General features: G+C 73.6%; 11 protein-coding genes. 7 read left to right on the forward strand and 4 right to left on the reverse strand.

The features are described 5' to 3' along the window. The first annotated feature begins 7 nt into the window (after positions 1 to 7). Together ACH4E7_RS39210 and ACH4E7_RS39215 are read left to right on the forward strand one after the other, a co-directional pair. Positions 8 to 7780: a hypothetical protein gene (locus ACH4E7_RS39210; RefSeq protein WP_396253982.1), complete on the forward strand. Its 7773-nt coding sequence runs from the start codon at positions 8 to 10 to the stop codon at positions 7778 to 7780. Continuing rightward, positions 7777 to 8301: a hypothetical protein gene (locus ACH4E7_RS39215; RefSeq protein ID WP_396253983.1), complete on the forward strand. Its 525-nt coding sequence runs from the start codon at positions 7777 to 7779 to the stop codon at positions 8299 to 8301. Before ACH4E7_RS39210 ends, ACH4E7_RS39215 begins: the two co-directional genes overlap by 4 nt. A 202-nt stretch (positions 8302 to 8503) precedes the next feature. Here the strand turns inward: ACH4E7_RS39215 and ACH4E7_RS39220 are convergent, their stop codons facing one another. Continuing rightward, on the reverse strand, positions 8504 to 10012 hold the full coding sequence (locus tag ACH4E7_RS39220) for an FAD/NAD(P)-binding protein (protein WP_396253984.1): 1509 nt from the start codon (positions 10010 to 10012) through the stop codon (positions 8504 to 8506). Between the two features lie 262 nt (positions 10013 to 10274). Continuing rightward, positions 10275 to 10631, reverse strand: a complete 357-nt coding sequence (locus tag ACH4E7_RS39225) for a DUF805 domain-containing protein (RefSeq protein WP_396253985.1) — start codon at positions 10629 to 10631, stop codon at positions 10275 to 10277. Positions 10632 to 11423: 792 nt separating this feature from the next. On the opposite strand from ACH4E7_RS39225, the gene ACH4E7_RS39230 reads away from it, so the two are divergent. From ACH4E7_RS39230 to ACH4E7_RS39250, 5 genes are all read left to right on the forward strand, one after another. Next, positions 11424 to 11831, forward strand: a complete 408-nt coding sequence (locus ACH4E7_RS39230; RefSeq protein ID WP_396253986.1) for a hypothetical protein — start codon at positions 11424 to 11426, stop codon at positions 11829 to 11831. Beyond that, positions 11828 to 12613, forward strand: coding sequence for a hypothetical protein (locus ACH4E7_RS39235; RefSeq protein WP_396253987.1), 786 nt, complete (start codon positions 11828 to 11830; stop codon positions 12611 to 12613). The genes ACH4E7_RS39230 and ACH4E7_RS39235 overlap by 4 nt, the downstream gene beginning before the upstream one ends. A 40-nt stretch (positions 12614 to 12653) precedes the next feature. Continuing rightward, complete coding sequence (locus tag ACH4E7_RS39240) at positions 12654 to 13640, forward strand: AMP-binding protein (protein WP_396253988.1); 987 nt, start codon at positions 12654 to 12656, stop codon at positions 13638 to 13640. A gap of 546 nt (positions 13641 to 14186) precedes the next feature. Beyond that, positions 14187 to 14615 carry a hypothetical protein gene (locus tag ACH4E7_RS39245; protein WP_396253989.1) on the forward strand — a complete coding sequence of 143 codons (429 nt, stop codon included), beginning with the start codon at positions 14187 to 14189 and terminating at the stop codon, positions 14613 to 14615. Positions 14616 to 14720: 105 nt separating this feature from the next. After that, entirely contained in the window at positions 14721 to 14990 is a 270-nt protein-coding gene (locus tag ACH4E7_RS39250; RefSeq protein ID WP_396253990.1) for a hypothetical protein, read from the forward strand. 376 nt (positions 14991 to 15366) lie between these two features. Here the strand turns inward: ACH4E7_RS39250 and ACH4E7_RS39255 are convergent, their stop codons facing one another. Together ACH4E7_RS39255 and ACH4E7_RS39260 are read right to left on the reverse strand one after the other, a co-directional pair. After that, positions 15367 to 16194: a lysophospholipid acyltransferase family protein gene (locus ACH4E7_RS39255; RefSeq protein WP_396253992.1), complete on the reverse strand. Its 828-nt coding sequence runs from the start codon at positions 16192 to 16194 to the stop codon at positions 15367 to 15369. Between the two features lie 549 nt (positions 16195 to 16743). Next, a partial coding sequence (locus ACH4E7_RS39260) for an AMP-binding protein (RefSeq protein WP_396253993.1) occupies positions 16744 to 17624 on the reverse strand: 881 nt, incomplete at its 5' end.

The raw sequence follows: 17624 nt of genomic DNA on the forward strand, positions 1-17624 counted from the left end.
TGCGGCCGTGGCAATCGAGATCCCCCCCGGGTTCAACGGGATCGCCCGGCTCGCCGCCGGACAGGACTTCCCCAAGCCCAATGAGGACCAGCTGATGCGGATGGGCGCGGCCTGGGACGATGCCTCCAAGCAGCTGGAGCGGATCGCGAGGTCCGTCGACCCGGTGACCGCCCGCGTGCTGAACGGGGTCCGCGGTGCCACCGCCGACGAGTTCAGGTCGTTCATGGGCCGGCTGCGGCGCAACATCCCCGAGATGTCCGAAGGAGCGGCCCAGATCGGGAAGATGAGCTCCGAGACCGGTCTGCAGGTCGGCTACGCCAAGTACATGATCATCGCTCAGGTCGTCTGGCTGGCCTACGAGATCACCGCGCTGGTGCAGTCCGTCTACGGTGCTGCGCTGATCCCGGCGCAGGTCGCCGCTGTCCGCTGGAACGTCCAGATGATCCTCCGGCGCGCGTTCACCTCGGTGGTCAGCGCGGCCGTGGCCCAGACCGCCATGGACGCGGCGGTCCAGGGCATCCAGTTCCTGATGGGCGCGCGCACCGAATGGGACACCAACGCCACGATCGGCGCGGTCGAGATGGGCGCCCTGAGCGGCGCCGTCGCCGGTCCGATCGGCATGGCCGCCGAGGCCGTCGCGCCGAAGATCGCCCACACGTTCCTCGGGCAGGCCGCGACGCACGCCGTCACCGGTGTGAGCGTGGCCGCCGTCGTCAACGCCGCCTTCGACGCGGACCAGGACCTCGGTCTGGCGGCGGCCGCGGGCGCCATCGGCGGAGCCGCGGGGTGGCGGAAGGGCGGCCACGGGCCCGGACCCGTCGAGGAGATCAAGGGCACGCAGGGCATCGAGAGCCCGATTCTCCGACCGGAGGACATCGCGGGCGAGTCTGCCGGGACAACCGCCCCGGCGCCCGAGGAGACGTCGGCCGTGGCGGGTGGCGGCCACCCGGTCGAGCCGCCCGCGACCGTTCCGGCCCTGGCCACGGATGCGCCGGATGCCGCCCCGGCAGCCGAGGGCCGCCCGTCGCCGACGGTCGGTGAGACCTCCCCCGGGCGCCCGGACGAGGTCACGGGGCAGCCCACGGCCGCCGGAAACCCGGGTGCCATGGCGCCGTCCGTGGCCGCCGAACCGCCCGCCGCCGCGACCGAGCGGACCGCGCAGACCGGTACGAACGCCGCCTCGCCCGCGACCCGGGCGGCGGTCGCGGAACCCGAAGCCACCTCGTCCGGCCGGGCGGTGCGGGGCGTTGCCGGTACCGAGGCCGCGGCGGCACCCGTGTCCGCCGGCGCGGTCCGGGCACTGGCCGATAGCACCGGCGAAAACGCCCGGCCGGCCGCCGAGCCCGTCGTACGGGCAGTCGGCCTTCCCGGGCTGGAGTCGTCCGGTGCTCACACCGCCGTCAGCGCGGCCGGACCAACAGCCGCTGACGCGCGGTACGCGCAGGACACCGCCCCGAGCACGCACGCACCGATCACGACCGACACCCGAACCACCACCGACGCCCCGCCGCTCACGGCCGAACGGAGCCCGGGCGAACGGTTCCACGAGGCCGGCGCGGGCGCAGCCGGCACGGACCGCGCCGGTACCTCCGCCGCCACCGTCCACCCGGAGACCGGCGACGTGCCGGGCGCGGTCGAGAGCCGGCCGCACGAGTGGGGAGAGCAGCCCCAGGCCCGGGTACCCGCCGGTGACGTCGGCCCGCAGGCCGCCCTCCCGGTGCCGGACCGTGCTGCCGCAGCACCCGAGCTGCTCGCGAACGGCGAGGACGTGCAGCGCGGTGGGGCGGTGACGTCCGGTCAGGACTCCGCGCACGCCGCCCCGGCGGCCCCCGCGCCGGTGTCAACCGGCCTGCGCACCGAGTCGGACCCCACCGTGCTCACCACCGACGCTCCCGGTCGGCCACGAGCCGAATCCGCCGGACCGGAACCGATCACCGACCACGGCACACCCGCACGCACCACCACAGCGACCAGCACCCCCGAACCAACCGGCGTACGCACCGAGGCGGACCCGACCCCGCGCAGCGGCGAAGGGCCCGGCCGGCCGGCTGCCGTCGTAACCGAGCGGGCCGTGTCGCAGCCCGCGCCCGGCAGCGGCGCGGGCCTCCACGAGCGGACGCAGGCGGAAGTCGGCACCACGGCTCAACCGGGCCCGCCGGACACCGACCGCACGCGTCCTGCCACGGCCGGCGGCCACGACCCTGCGCCGGCCCCCGAGCCCGACGCGGACCCGCGCCCGCCCCGCGACGACACCCCGCCACCGCCCCAACCAAAGCCCCACACACCGGAGTTGGTTCCGGCGCCCGAGCGCGCCGATCCGACGCCCCAGCAGCGCACCCACTGGGAACAGGCTCAGCGAAACATCCACGACGACTACGACGGCCGACTCGACGGTGCGTCCCGGACGGCGGCGGCCGAGGCCGACGTCCGGGCCCGCCTCGACGCGGCGTTCACCGAGTGGTCGCTCCGACTGCCGGCGGACAGCCCGGAGCACGTCGCCGTCGCCGTACGGCAGCGGGCCGGAGAGCTCGTGGCGGCCGAGCTGGCGGACCGGCCCGGCGAGCGCGAGCGCATCCTCCAGGACCTCCCGGGACGGTTGGAGGTGGCCGCCTTCCGCGACGCCGCCGTCCGGGTGGCGATGGAGCGCTTCGACCGGGTCTCCGACGCCTGGGGCCGCCGGCTCACCGGCGGCGGCGCACCGCTCGGGCCGGAGCTGACGCCCGAGGCCATCGACCGCGCACGCACCCGCCTGTCGTCGGTCTTCCGCGAGCGGGCCGAGACCGCGGCCGCGGGGACGTACCGCACCCCCGAAGACGTCCGCGACGGCTTGGCCTCCCGGACGGCGCTGGGGGAACGGCGTCTGGACGCGCTCACCACGGAGCTCGCCGCCGACCTCGACCTGCGGGCCGCGTACGAGTCGGTGACCGAGGGCGCGAACCGGATGATCGACCGGGCGGCGGCGCGCTGGCGGGCCGCCCTCGACGACGCGGGCGCGACGCTGCTGGAGCAGGCCGGGGTGGCGGCGGACGCGCCGTTCTCGGACGCCAGCCTCGACCTGCTGCGCGACCGGACCCGGGACCGGCTCGGGGAGGAGTTCAGTGGGGTGTTCGGCTCCGCCGACTCCGCGGCCGACTTCCGGGGCGAGCTGACCGACGCCGTCGCACAGTGGAACGCCCGCCTCGCCCGGCATGCCGAGGAACTGCCACGGCAGTTCGCATTGCAGGCCGCCCGTGAGGCGGTGATCACCAGCACGGTCGACGCCGTCCGCGCGGGGGCGGAGTCCTGGGCCGAGCGGGCCCGCTCACGCCTGGACGCCGACGTCGTCGAGGCGCTGGGCCTGCCGCAGGCGGTACCGGAGCACCTGGTCGACCGGATCGCCGCGGCACTGGCCGACCAGGCCGACCGGCAGCTGCGGCTCACGGCCGACACCGACCCCGCCGGCTGGCGGGCCTCGTTCGCGCGGCTCACCGAGCCGGACCGGATCCACGACCTGCTGGCCCTGCAGTCGGCGCGCGACCACGCGGTCCGTACCGCCGACTCCGACGCCCGCGCCGGCAGCGCGGAGCCCGGCACCGGCCGACCGTTGTCCGGCGACTCCGCGGACCGCGTGCGCGACGGCCACACCGAGCGGATCCGCGCGGCGTTCGACGAGGTCTTCGACGGCCCCGACGCCCTGCGCGGTGACGGCCTGAAGGAGCGCCTGGACCGGTGGCACGAGCGCCGCCAGGCGATCGGGGCAGAGCTGGCCGACCGGCTGGCCTTCGAGGCCGAGGTGGTGCCCGCGCTGGAGGCCGCGGGCCGGGGCTTCGACGCCCTGGCCGCGGGGCGGGACCTTCCGGAACGTGAACTCCTCACGCTCAAGGAGCAGTTCGGCGAGGACTGGTTCACCGCGTACCGGGACCACTGGGGTCCGGCGGGGCTCGACGGCGACCGCTGGCTGGCCCACGACGCGGCGCACGAGGGGCGGTTCCTCTCCTCCGACGCGCGACCCACGGATGCCGAAACCGTCGGCGGACAGCTGATCCGGCCTCGGTCGCAGGCACCGCTGGAGGCCACGGTGAGGCCTCGTCCTGACGAGGCCCATTCGGACGTGCTGCCGGCCGAACGGGTCACCCGCGCCGCCCGGCTGCCTTCGGACGCGTCGCAGCTGCCAGCCATGGGCGCAAACGAGCGCGGCCGCTTCCTGGTGTCGCTCTCGGATGAGCAGCGCCGTGTCGTCGCACGCGACCCGGGGATCGTGAACGGTCTACGCGAGTCCCTGCCACCGCGCGAGTTCGCCGGGGTGGCAGCCGACCTCATGGTGGCCGTCGACCCGCGCACGGAGCGTCCCGCCAGCGCGAGGCAGGAGGCGCGCGACCAGCTCGCCCGGATGCTGCAGGACCCGGACGTCGCCCAGCGGCTGCTCCTGAAGGGTGCGGGCGCGACGGTGGTGCCCCGCCAGGTCCCGATGACCGACGTCGCGGACTTCCGGCACCTGGCCGGGAGGACGGCCGAGGGCGAGGCGGGCGCGGGCCGCCGTTGGGAGGACGTCCGGGGATCCGGAGGACTCAGGGCTGCCGTGACCGAGGAGAACCTCCTCGGCGAGCGCGCCACCGTCGGCGACGAGACCCCCTACCCCGACGGATACTCGACCACCACCCACGAGTTCGCCCACACGCTGCACGACTTCGGGCTCAACGATGCCGATCGGGAGCTGATCACCCGGACGTACCGCGCGAAGACCGATCTCGACCATCTGACCTCGGTTTTCGGCGAACAGAGCCCAGTCGCCTGGTCGGACGGCGTCCGCCGGGTCCAGGGCCGGGACGGCGACAACTACGCCGCCCGGAACGAGCGGGAGTACTTTGCCCAGGTCAGCAACGCCTACCTGGGAACCAACCACGGCCGGGACCCGTACACCGGAGACATGCGGAACAACGGCGCGCGGTGGGTCCGGCAGAACGAGCCCGAGCTGCTCCCCCTCCTCGAACGACTCTACGGAGGCGATCCCGAGGCCGTGCACTCCGCTCTCACCAACCCGGTGACGGACACGGCACGGGAGAACCGCACGCTGCGGGCTTTCCGGGAGTTCATGGACGGCGAGTCCCTGCCGCCGGAGCAGATGCCCCCCGGCTCGCCGACCGACCGCCCGGGCGGTACGCCGTACGCCCTCGACGAGCGGCAGCACACCGCCGTTACCGCTCCCCCGCCGCCTCCCGGTGAGCCTTCCCCGCACGACGACGGCACCAGCCCCGAGCACACCGCGGACGCGCCCGAAGAGAGCCAGGAGGAGGCGGACGACGAGATGTACCTGCCCTACAGGCTTTCGCAGCTGGTCGACCGACGGGACTGGTGGGTCTTCTTCATCGACCCGGTCCACCACGGGACGGCCTACCGCAAGTATCCGGAGGACCCGGGCAGCTACTACGACAACGACCAGTCGCCGGGCTTCCGGGCGGGCATGCTCGCCGCGTACGACTACATTCTCGAACACCCTGAACGGGCGCTGGACTCCACGACGTACCTGGAGCTCCACCAGATGATCGCCTCCCGTCTGCGGGACGACACACCGGTGAAGACGGGCTCCCTCGAGGGGAAGGTGACGAAGTTCCCCCTCCGGGCGACGAAAATGAGCGAGGACACCGCCCGGATGTACATCGGCGAACGGCGACTTCTCTACGATGCCAGGACGCACGACTGGACAAAGCCGATGACATCGGACGCCAAACGAGCGGTGTCCATCCTGGCAGTGCCCGACGGCAGGTCCTACGAGGCCGACCCCGTCACCGAGCGGCCGGCCAGGGAGCCCGTCATCACCGTGAACTACACGGGGGAGGACTGGCACAACCTGGTGGATCAGATCTTCGCCGACTACCAGGCGGAGATCCAAGCTGCCTACGAGCGCGAGGAGGCTGCCGACGAGCACAGGAACGAACTACTCGCGGCCATTGCCAGAACCGTCACCAAGCTGCAGATCATGCACCCTTTCACGGACGGGAACCGACGACTCAACGTTCACGTCGTGCTGCCGAAACTTCTGCTGGACAACGACTTCTGGCCGGTTGCCGCCACCGAGCTGCGGGAGATGTTCCAGGGCGGTCGCAGTACTGCCGAGCAGGTGGGCATCCTGGCCAGGGCGCTTGATCGCTCCGTGGTGCGCGATGAACCCGATCCGACCGCACCGGGAGCTTCCCCCGCCCCGGTCCCCGCGCAGCCGCCGGCCGGTCCGGTGGCCGCGACCGGTCCGGGGACCCGGGGCCCGGCGTGGGGCGATTTCGAGCCCAACGTGCCGTTGGCCCGCGGCGTTAAACCGGTCGATGTGGTGCTCTCCACGCTCACCAACGGGCCGGTGAATGATGCGGACGCCCTGGCAACGACACTGCTTCCCGCCGTCAGGAGCTTGCGCTTCGGTTCCTACCACCTGGTTCTGCGCGCGGAGGAGGGACTTCTTGGCTCAGAAGCGGTGGGTCTGCTGAAGACGCTGTCGCAAGAGCACCACATTCCGGCAGACCTACTGCTGGCGGACTCGGACGGGCAGGTACACCTGCACCGGTTCTCCGCGGACGGCGGGCACGAGGACCTGGGGCCGCTGCAGCCGGGGCCGGGGGACAGCTCGCCCGTCGATCCGTTGGGCGAGCCGGTACGGAACTCCGACGACGGAGGCGACGGTGGCGACCGCGCAGGCCAAAACGGTGACGAGGGCGGCTCAGCCGGCGGGCGCGGCGACCGCTCGAACGACGGGCGTGAGGAGCCCGACGGGTCGCGCGGCGACTCCGTCCGGGACACGGGCAACGGGTCCGACCGGCCTGACCAGCCGGTGCCCGGAACTGACGCGCCGCCGGCTCGTCCGGATACGGACGGCACGGCCCGGCCCGACGCTCCGAGACGTCGGCGACCCGACGCGGCCGCGCCCGTTCGGAGCGTTCGCACGCAGGACGGTGTGCCGTCCCCGGCCGCCCGCCCCGTGGAGCCGTCCGGCTTGCGGCAGCAGGCGTCCCATCAGATGAGGCAACTGGCACTGACGGAGTCCTGGGTGAGCCCCGGAGCGCACGAGAGACATGCGCTGGACGCCGTCGCGCGCCGGCTGTTCGACATGGCGGACGGCGCGCTGGTCCCGCTCGGGCGACGCCGCGATCTGGTCTCCGTCGGGGCGATCCTCCGTACGCTGGGCCAACCCGTCACGCTGGACAGGCTGACCACCGCCCGCGCCCTCCACACGTTGTTCCCCCCTCGCTACCGCTCGGTGTCAGGTCCAGAGGGACTGGACCATCTGGCCGCCGAGGTGGCGGGCTCGTCCGGCCGGTCCGTTCGGAGGCCTCCGGCCACGTTCGAGCGGCGGACTCTGTTCAACCGCGCCAGCACACTGCTGACCCACGGCAGACCGGTCACGGTGGACTACCTCCGCGCGGCCGGCCTCGTGCAGCGGACGGCTGACAGGGACTTCGGCGCGGACGCCGACCGGCCGGTGGACCGCGTCAACCGGCTCGCCCGTACCGTCTTCCGCCTGGCCGAGGGAGCAAAGGTGCAGAAGTCGGAACGGGCCAGGCTGTTGGACGCGGCGGCCGACTCCGCAGGCAGGGCGGACTGGCTGCGCGCTCTTCGGCAGCAACTCCCGGTCGGCGACGGCAGGCCGACGGACCGGCCCGGCAGCGAGCTGCCGCTGCTGCCCGACCGGAGCCTGGACCTGCGGCTGTTCACGGACGGGCCGGAGAGCGAGGAGCCGTTGCTCCGGCACGACCCGGACGGGCCGGAGAGCGGCGCGCCGTCGCGCCTGCACGACCCGCTCAGTGGCGACCGGTGACCGGCGATCACGACATCTTCGATCTGCAGGACGCCGACGGCTTCCGGATCGGTGAGCGCGAGGCCGAGGCCGCCGTCGACGACATGATGGCCAGGGACATGGGCGTGCAGCACGGCGGACACCGCTTCTGGGTGCCCGAGGGCACGTTCAACCAGGCGATCTTCGACCGGATCGTCCGCAGCCATCAGGCCGGCGGCGAGGCGCTGTTGAGGTTCGTGCCGGGCCTGGACCATCCGATCATCGTGTCCGCGGAGCCGGAGACGAGGCTGTCGGACGGCCGCGCGCACCTGGGCCCGTTCGCGGGTGATCCGCGGCGGCACGGGCAGCAGACCGTCAGCCCCGACGACTTCGTCGGCGACCCCGCCGAGATGGGCTCCCGGTCCGAGCCGTCCGGTGGGACCGGGACGGCATCCGGGCCCCCACGTCCCGGCCCGGACGGCAACCCGGGTCTGCGGTTGTTCGCCGACGGCCCTACGCCGGAGGCGCCGCCGCCCCCTTCGTCCCGGAGCCCGCGGCCGTGACACCGCACTGGGTTCGGGACGGTCACGTCCTGGCATCCGGCACCGACCGGCTGCGGCGCCTGTGGGTCGACCCCTACGGGGAGTGCTTCTTCCTGGCTCCGGCAGGAACCGCGACGCACCTGGACCGGTCCGACCGCTCTGCCCCCGGCGGCCAGGTCGCCCGCTCGGCGACGGTGCTCGCCCCGGAGCCGCGGGCCCCGCCCTACAACCTGGTGGCCTCGGGGGTGGTACTCCGCCGCAGGTCATGGGGGTCACACTGAGCAGGCGACGAACGCTGGGCCGTCCGCCTGCGGCCGCGTTCCAGCGACTCCACCACCGCCGTGGCGACGGACCGCGCCTGGACCCTGATCTCCGGGACCGCGGTGGTCTCCAGCAGGTTGCCCCGGCGCAGCGCACCGAGGGTCCAGAGCGGGGCCGCCCCCCGGTCTGCCGCGGCCAGAAGTCTGCCGTCGGCAGCGGTGTCGAAACCGAGCCCGGCCGGGCCGGGCCGGGCGAGGCCGCTCGCCAGGAGCTGCGCCACCAGCGGGTCGTCCAGCCTGCGCAGATCCGCCGAGGAGCCGGTGCAGTTGACCACGGCCGCCACGTCGCGGACACGGCCGTCGACCAGGCTCACCCGGATGCGATCGCCGTGCGCGGACACGTCCGCCACCTCGCCCGGGCCGATGCGCAGTTGCCCCGCGGCCCGCGCCTCGTCCAGGGCGGACGCGCTGCGCGGGGGCATCCGGTGACGGTGGACCTCCCAGTCGCGCAAGTCCTCGCGGAGCAGCCGGAGCCGGTCGTCCTCCGAGAGGCGTTGCCACAGCGCCGCGGTGAAGGGGCGCAGCCCGTCGATCCCCGGTCGCCAGTCCCCGTGACGGCGTCGGCTCCGGGAGACCTGACACCGCACCAGCCTTCGCAGCCGGTCGAGATCCAGGGCGGCATCCGTGTCGACGGCCAGGGCCAGGTCCGGGTCGAGATCGCGCGCGGCAGGAGGAACGGGGGCGGCCAGCGAAGCCGGATACCCCTCGGTGTGCGCACGGGGCACCAGGCCGTGCCGTGACACGGCGTGCACCACGCGCCCCGGACGCGCCAACACCAGTGCGACGTCGACCATGGTCAGGCCGGTGCCGACGAGCAGGACGTCCGCGTCCGGGGGCACCTGGTCCAGCGCGTCCCCGTCCCACGGGTCCGCGACGAAGCCCGGCGCGGAACGCAACCCCGCCGGAGCCCAGTCACAGCCGGGCGGAACGTTCCCGAGCGCGAGGACCACGGCGTCCGCGTACAGCGGCCGCCCCGACGCGAGAGTGAGGGTGGCCCCTGCTCCCGTGCGCTCCACCCCCGCGACCCGCTCACCCACGCGCCGCAGGCGGGCAGCGCTGCTGTTGCGGGCGGCGGTTTCCAGGACGGCTCCGAGGTAGCGTCCGTACCACCCGCGCGGAACGAAGTCGTCCGCCGCAGTCTCCGGATGGCCGCCCTCGTTCGCGAGCCACCGCAGGAAGTGGTCGGGTTCCTCGGGATACGCACTCATCGCACCCGCCCGAACATTGAGCAGGTGCGTCGCCACCTCGGTGGAGTAGGCCACGCCGCGTCCCACCGACGACGCCGGGTCCACCAGCCGGATGTCGAGGCCGATCCCCCGGCGCCCGGCCTCGGCGAGCAGCCGGGCAGCGGTGAGCGTTCCGGCCGCCCCCGCACCCACCACTGCGACACATCGTGCGTTGTCGATGTCCATGCCCACTCCCTGGTTCCCGTGCCCTTTCGGCCATGCCTCCGGGCTCGGCGCTCACCCTAGGAGTGGGCCCGTACTGGCTGCCTCACGGTCGGCACCGGGAAGTTAGGGCCGCTGACCGGCCCTTCGGCCGACAGAACGGGCCGGGGCCCGGCAGACGGTGCGCTGGTGGCCTGGGCTCGGTGGTCCGCTCGGTGTGACCAACTCGGATGCGGGGCTCCTCCGTGCGGCACCGTCCTGCGCACGGCCGTAGGACGCCGATCCGTCAGCCCAGCGCGGCGCCGAGCTTGGGGTCCGGGCCGTACCTGTTCTCGCCGGCCTGCCCGTTGAGCACATGGAACACGACCAGCAGGAGCCCGACTACCGGCACCAGCCCGAGAAGTAGCCACCAGGCCGACCGGCCGGTGTCGTGCAGGCGCCGGGAGCCCGCAGCCAGCGTGGGGATCCACACGACGAGCGCATATATCAGGCTGATGAGGTATCCGGTGTGCAACAGACCGTCAAAGAACCCCGCGACGAATGAAACTATCCCGTTGAAGAGCATGAACATCCAGTACTCCCGACGGCGCGCACGGCCGCGGAAACGCGCATAATTCTTCAGTCCGCCCAGGTACCACTTCACCGATATCTCCCCATGTTGAGTTGCCTGACAGCGGAACACCTGCCCGACCGACGACCGGGCCGTTCGCAGACGAGACGATGCATAATGCGAAAGCCCGCGTCAGAAGAACAGCTTCACCGCGGCATCGACGACTGCGTCGATCAGCACGGACAACCACCTGTTCCTGCGGCGCGCACGCCTGCGCCGCCGCACTTCGCTCTCGGCGTCCGCAGCCGTCCGCTCCACTGTTCTTCTCCTGCGTAGCCGTAACTTCCGGTGACGGCACGGACAGTTCGTCGTACCGCCTACCCGCACAGACTCACCGAGCGCCCTGACGACGACCTGCCTGCCCGCATTCCGCAGCCCAACCTAGGGGCGGCGACCCGCCAACGGCCCCACGGTCGCCACCGACAAGTTACGGCCGCGGAATTCCCTTTCGGTCCGGTCCAGACCGGCCGGATCGGTTGTCGGTTCTCGGGCGGCGACTCCGACCGGGAGCGGACGCCCTGGCGGAGCCGCGGGTGGCCGGCAACCGGTCCACCGACCGGCTCCTTCCACGGTGTGGACGCGTCGCCCCCTACCGACCGGCGGGTGGCCGTGCCCGCTCCGCCGAACGGCACCGGCCGAACGACGGGCCGGAACACCCTCAACCCGGCAAATCCTTCGGTTCCGACCGGCATCCACGAGGCCATCGCCGCCGCCTACGGTGACGACAGGGCTGGGGCCAGTACCGGCGGTCCCGCCGGGCGGCCGTTGCCCGGGCCGAAGACACCGCCGCCCCACCGGGGGCGGCACGGCAAGGAGCTACGACAGATGGTGCCGAGCACGAAGCAGACCGATCGGGTGACGGAGCCCGGCGATCCGGGCGGCCGAACGCTCGCCACCGTACGAGTGGCGCCGGGCTGGAACCCCTGGCTCAGCCGTCTGGTCATCGACGTGTTCGGCACCGTCGACGAGTATGAGATGACCCTGACCGAACACATGCTGTGCGTCCACGAGCTGACCCTGGTGTTCGGCCATCCCGGACGGCAAATCTACGCGATGCCCCGGAAGGAGGCGGCGCAGCGGCTGGTCAGGGTGAAGCGTGACGCGAAGGTGAGCGCCTTCTGGTTCCTGGAGCCGGGCCGCAGCAAGCCGACCCGGATGAGCGTCCGGCACCAGTGGCGGCACGGATTCGACGCCTTCACGGCCGCGTTGGGCGCTCAGGCCGGTCTGCGGTGACCGCCACCCACCGCCCGCTGCCGCGCGCAGCGGGCGCCGCAGCCGTTCTCGCCCTGCTACCGGGCGCCTTGCTGGTCACCGGGTGCACCGTCGACCACGGGGTTTCGGCGATCCCGGCCCCGTCGAGCACCCGCACCGCCACCCGGGTGCCGAGTTCCTCGCCCGGCACATCGAAGCCGGCCGACGGCAGCGTGCCTCCGGGCAGCCTCGGCGACCCGGCCGACGCGCCGAGCGATCCACCGGTGTTCGGGACGACCGGACCGCAGACCGCCTCGTACTCGGGGCTGGGGACACTGTCCTCCTGCGCGTCGGGGCGGCGCATCGCCGCCCTGAACGCCCCGCTCACCGACGTGCCGGACGGCACCCGGGTCGGTGCGACGGCCGCCACCGGCGCCAACAGCGAGGAATGGCTCGTATGGGCCGAGCCGGACGGCGGTCTGGCGCTGCAGGCCCTGCTCTCCAGCGGCGCCCCCGTGCCGCAGCTGATCACCGTGGACCGGGCCGGCGCTGTGTACCTGAGGGCTGACGTCACCGCGGGCGACGACGTCACGGCGGGCACCGTCGACGTCTCCGCGCAGCGTTGGCAGCTCACCGACCGCCGGCCGTTTCCGGGGTCCGCCGCGACCGACTCCACCACGGACGGCTGTCTGCGGATCAGGACCCAGAACGGCGGCGGTTGTCTGCTCGACAACGGCTCCGATGTGCCCCTGGTGGTCGGCGACTGCTCGTCGCGCGCCGCCTGGTGGGGCGCCCAGGGGCTGAGCGGCCACGCCGATGACTGACCGGCCCGACCGATGCCGGACCCGACCGAGCGGAGGCCACGTGCTACGGACCACACTCGCCACCTGCCCGCCGCCCACCGTCCCGGACGATCAGGTGGCGCTCTACGCCGTCGACAGCGCGGGCGCCGAACGGACCGTCACCCGCCACGAACTGGCCGAGCAGGTGGACCGGGCCGCCGCGGTGATGCACCGGCTCGGCGTGCGGGCGGGCGACCAGGTCGCCCTGCACCTGCCGGTGATCCCGGAGGCGGCGGCCGCCCTGCTGGCGTGCACCCGGATCGGTGCCGTTCCCACGACCCTCGGCGCGTGGCCGACGCCGCGCCCGCACCAGGCGGACGAACTCGCCCGGCGCCGCCGCCGACACGTCCGCCTGGTGGTGACAGCCGACGGCGGCTCCCACCAGGGCAAGCCGCAGGACTGGCTGGCGACCGTCGACCGGGCGTTCGACCTGGCAGGAGCGGCCGCACCGACGGCTCCGCCGGTCCTGGTGGTGCGGTACCACGGCCGGCCGACACGGCGGCGGGCGGACCACGACCGCTGGTGGCACCGGATGCTGGCGGGGGCGGCGATCGGCACCGACCTGACCGGACCGACCGCCGGTGAACCGGCCGCCGGCCTGCGTCTCGGCCTGCGCAGCACCGACGTGTACTGGTGCGCCGCCGACCTCGAATGGCTGGTGCGCCACCCGACGGCGGTGTCCGGTCCGTTGGCGGTCGGGGCCGCCCAGGTCCTGTGCGAGGACGGCGACTGGTGGGCGCGGACCGGGCGGCTGTGGGAGATCGTCCATGGCTATGGGGTGAGCGTGCTTCACGCCGACCCCAACGCGCTGCGCGATGTCCTGGGCAGGTCCGGCACGGACGGCCGGCAGGGCCAGGACGCGCTCGCCCTGCGGCGGGTCGCCGGGATCGGCGGCGCCGACGGGGCCGAACTCTGGTACTGGCAGCGCGAACGCCGCTCCGCCACCGCCGCCACGCCCTGGGAACTGCGCATCGGCAGCAGCCCCTGGGCCGGGCCGGCCGGCCGTTGAGCCAGCTGGGCCGCAACCGTCGACGGTCCCCCATCGCATCGTGCGGTGGGGACCGTCGACGTCTTCCGGCCCGCCCTCATGAAGCGAGTTGCCGTAGGACCATGGATAACTGCCGATACGGCAGCGAAACGCCTCACCAGGGGAGACCGGGCCGGGTCTGCGGGGCGGGCGTGGACCGGCCCTCGTGCGGCCGTGTCCACACGCACCGCCGGGCTCGCACCTCGGTCACAGCAGAGCAGAACAGCCGAAAGCCAGTGGTAACGGCCCACGGCCGAAGCCCTTCGGATGCGCGCCCACCACTTCGGTGCCGACCGAGGCGGACGCGCGACCGGGCACCTCCGACAGCTCGTCGACCGAACAGGACCGGCCCGCAGCCGCGTGCCCGCTACGGAGGCCGAAGACCCCGCCGCCCCGCAAATTCCTCGGTGCCGACCGTCCTGCTCGCCCGTCGGCCGGTTCCTAGCGTGGTCGGCGAGCGCCGGGCCGACGCACGGCCACGGCCAGCGGGCGGCGCTCGGCCGCCCGTCCCCGACCCAGGAGTCCCGCGTGTATCGACCGGCTTCGACGGCCGCCTGCTCCGTCGCCCTTCTCGCCGTCCTGATCGGCGTCCCGCTGGGCGCGGGCCTCGCCGACCCGCCTGACCGGGTGACCATCGGCCCGGAATGCCCGCTGCAGGCTCTCCCGGTCACCGCCGAGCAGGCCGGCCCGGTCGGGCCCCCGCCCTGCCCGGTGCCAGGGCAGCCACCCTCCGCCCGGCCCAGATTCGCCGACCGGATGCCGGTGGTCCGCGCCGACCCGCACCTCGGCCGCCCGGCCCTCCGCCTGCGGATCTGGATGGTGCCTCCGCACAGCGGAACGACGGCCCCGGCCGATCCCCGGCCGATCCGCGACCGCCTCCCGGCGCCGGTTCGCCCCGGCCCGGACCGGACCCCCCAGACCATCCGACCGGCGACCGGAGTACTCCCGCCGCTGTGAACCGGCCGGCCATCGGGGGTGCCGCGTGAACCGCCTGCTTCCTGCCACCGCGCACCCGTCCAGTGGCAGGATGGCCGGGCGGCCTCGGACGACGGGAGGAAGGCGGTGCCGGAGGACGCCCCGGCGCCGGACAACGGGGAGTCGTGGGCCGGTAGCCGACCTGCCGATCAGCAGCCGCACCGGCCGAAGCCGTTCCGCGAGCAGGAGGACGTGGATCCGCCGGCCCGGATCACCGGCGACGACCGGGTGGTCGTGGATCCGCCGGCGGCCCGCGCGCTGGTGCACACCTGCGGTCTGCTGCCGCTCGCCGTCCTTATCGCCGTCTCCCGGCCGGGGCGTACCGGCTGCTGGCCATTCCCGAGACGCCGGGCCTGACCCCGGGCCCCCTGACGATCGGTCACTTCTACGGGACCGGTCCGAACCGAAGCATCGGACCGGTCCCGCCGAAACCCGGGCCACCGCAAACCGAAAGCTTTCCCAGCGCAGTTGATCCGCGGGTCCCGACACTGCTGGGATGGTCGGCGGATGGAGGGCCCGTGAGGGCGCTCGGCGCACATCCCGCGGCCGCCCGTCGCACGAACGCCGGGCGGCCGCGCAGCCGGCGCCTTCCGATCCGCGTCGGCCACGGCCTGACGCTCCGCCTCCCAGCCGGTCCACCGCCACATAGTGCCGCCTCCACCGCCAACCACCCGGCACCCCCGGAAAGGCCCGTCCATGCCCTCGGACCCTCGCCCGCCGCCAGCCCGGCCGGCTACTGCGCCGGGGCGCCGGAGGCAGAGGCGGAGCCCGTCGCGGAGCCGGTCGGCCCGCACGGCCGAGCGGTCCTGTGTGTACCGTCCTCCGTTGCGCGACCGGGGTACCGCTCGCCGCGGATGTCCTCCAGCAGCCCGATGATCGCTGTCGTGATCCTCGTACCGGCCTCGTGCAGGACCGCGGCGGTGGGCTCGCGGTCGTACAGGTCGGAGAGGTCCACCGGCGGGCCGACCGCCACCACGAAGGTGGGACGCGGCAGGAACCTGACGCGTCGCCCGCCCCTGCCGTAGGGCGGCACGAAGAGGTGGGCACCCCACTGCGCCACCGGGACGACCGGTGCTCCCGACATCAGCGCCAGGCGGGCGACGCCCGTCTTGGCCGGCCCCGGCCACAGGTCGGGGTCCCGGGTGAGTGTGCCCTCCGGGTAGACCGCCACGCACTGGCCGTCCGCCAGCGCCTCGCGCGCCACGTCCAGGGCCCGCGCCGCCCGGGCGCTCGCGCGCTCCACCGGTATCTGCCCGGCCGCCCGCAGGAGCGGGCCGATGACCGGACGCCGGAACAGCGAGGACTTGATCAGGAACCTGGGCGGCAGGCCGTTGCGGTACTGGAAGTACCCGTAGACGAAGGGGTCGAAGGCCGAGGTGTGGTTGACGGCGGTGATGTACCCGCCGCGCTGGGGGAAGTGGTCGGCGCCGCGCCAGTCCCGGCGGCCGGCCAGGCGGCACGCCAGACCGCCCACGGTGGCCACGAAGCGGTACGCCGACCCGAGCCGGGGGGCGGGCTGCGGCCGGGCGGTGTCCCGGGTGGCGGCAGAGATCGATGGCATGTGCGGGCCTTTCGGTGGGGCAGCGCCGTGGGAGGGCGAGCGGGCTCGGTGCGGGGGCTGGTCGAACCTGCGCGGACGCCGGGCGGCAGTCGCCCCTCTCGCGGGACCCCCCTCCGGATCCCCGACCCTGCGGTCACCGTAAGAGGGCACCGGCCCACGGAGGAGCGTGGTCGGCACCGAAGAATTTGGCCGCCCGACAGTACCCCGGCCCACGCCGTCCAGCCCACCGCGGCCGCGCTCCGACAGTCGCGCGGCTCTCTCGCGGATGTTGCCGGATCAGCGCACGGCTCCCCCGCGTTCGGTCGACGGCTGGGGAGGATGCCCGGTGTCACGTTCCCGGCAGGATCCCCGCGGGAGGCCTTCGGCCACCACCGTACAAGCAACCTGGCGCCGGGCGCAGACCGAAGCCGAGGAGCTGACCGGCCCTGGATCGAACGTCGCACCGCTGGAGCCGAGTGGGACCGACATCCTTCCTGAGCCGCTCTGGACAGGAGAACGCGCCGGTCTCCTTCCACAGGTGGAAGGAGGCCGGCGCGGTTCGGGGGTCGGTCAGTCCCGGCTGCCGGTGTTCGACAGCTGGGCCTGGATGAGGTTCATCACGGAGGAGTCGGCGAGGGTGGTGGTGTCCCCGACCTCGCGGTACTCGGCGATGTCGCGCAGCAGGCGGCGCATGATCTTGCCGGAGCGGGTCTTCGGCAGCTCGCTGACCACCTTGATCCGCTTGGGCTTGGCGATCGGGCCGAGCGTCTTGCCGACGTGGTCGCGCAGTTCGGCGATCAGGTCATCGCTGCCCGTCGCCGTGCCGCGCAGGATGACGAAGGCGACGATGGCCTGGCCGGTGGTGGCGTCGGTGGCGCCGACGACCGCGGCCTCGGCGACGGCCGGGTGCCCGACCAGGGCCGACTCGACCTCGGTGGTGGAGATGTTGTGGCCCGAGACCAGCATCACGTCGTCCACCCGGCCGAGCAGCCAGATGTCGCCGTCCTCGTCCTTCTTGGCGCCGTCACCGGCGAAGTAGCACCAGGCGCCGTCGGGCGCGGTCAGGCCTGGGCTGAACCGCTTCCAGTAGGTGTCGATGTAGCGCTGGTCGTCGCCCCAGATGGTGCGGAGCATGGACGGCCACGGTTCGGTGAGGACGAGGTAGCCGCCGGAGCCGTTGGGGACCTCGTTGGCCTCGTCGTCGACGACGGTGGCCGCGATGCCCGGCAGGGCGCGCTGGGCCGAGCCCGGCTTGGTCTCGGTGACGCCCGGCAGCGGGCTGATCATCATGGCGCCGGTCTCGGTCTGCCACCAGGTGTCCACGATCGGGCACCGGCCCTGACCGATGTGCTCGCAGTACCAGATCCACGCCTCGGGGTTGATCGGCTCGCCGACGCTGCCCAGCACCCGCAGCGAGGACAGGTCGAACTTCGCGGGGATGTCGTCGCCCC

Origin of the sequence: Kitasatospora sp. NPDC018058 (assembly GCF_044327205.1) — a bacterium.
Lineage (GTDB): Bacteria > Actinomycetota > Actinomycetes > Streptomycetales > Streptomycetaceae > Kitasatospora.

What these genes read in the sequence shown, in the direction of transcription:
- ACH4E7_RS39220 (WP_396253984.1), bottom strand. Translation starts at nt 10,012, where the DNA reads ATGGACATCGACAACGCACGATGTGTCGCAGTGGTGGGTGCGGGGGCG.
- ACH4E7_RS39230 (WP_396253986.1), top strand. Translation starts at nt 11,424, where the DNA reads ATGGTGCCGAGCACGAAGCAGACCGATCGGGTGACGGAGCCCGGCGAT.
- ACH4E7_RS39255 (WP_396253992.1), bottom strand. Translation starts at nt 16,194, where the DNA reads ATGCCATCGATCTCTGCCGCCACCCGGGACACCGCCCGGCCGCAGCCC.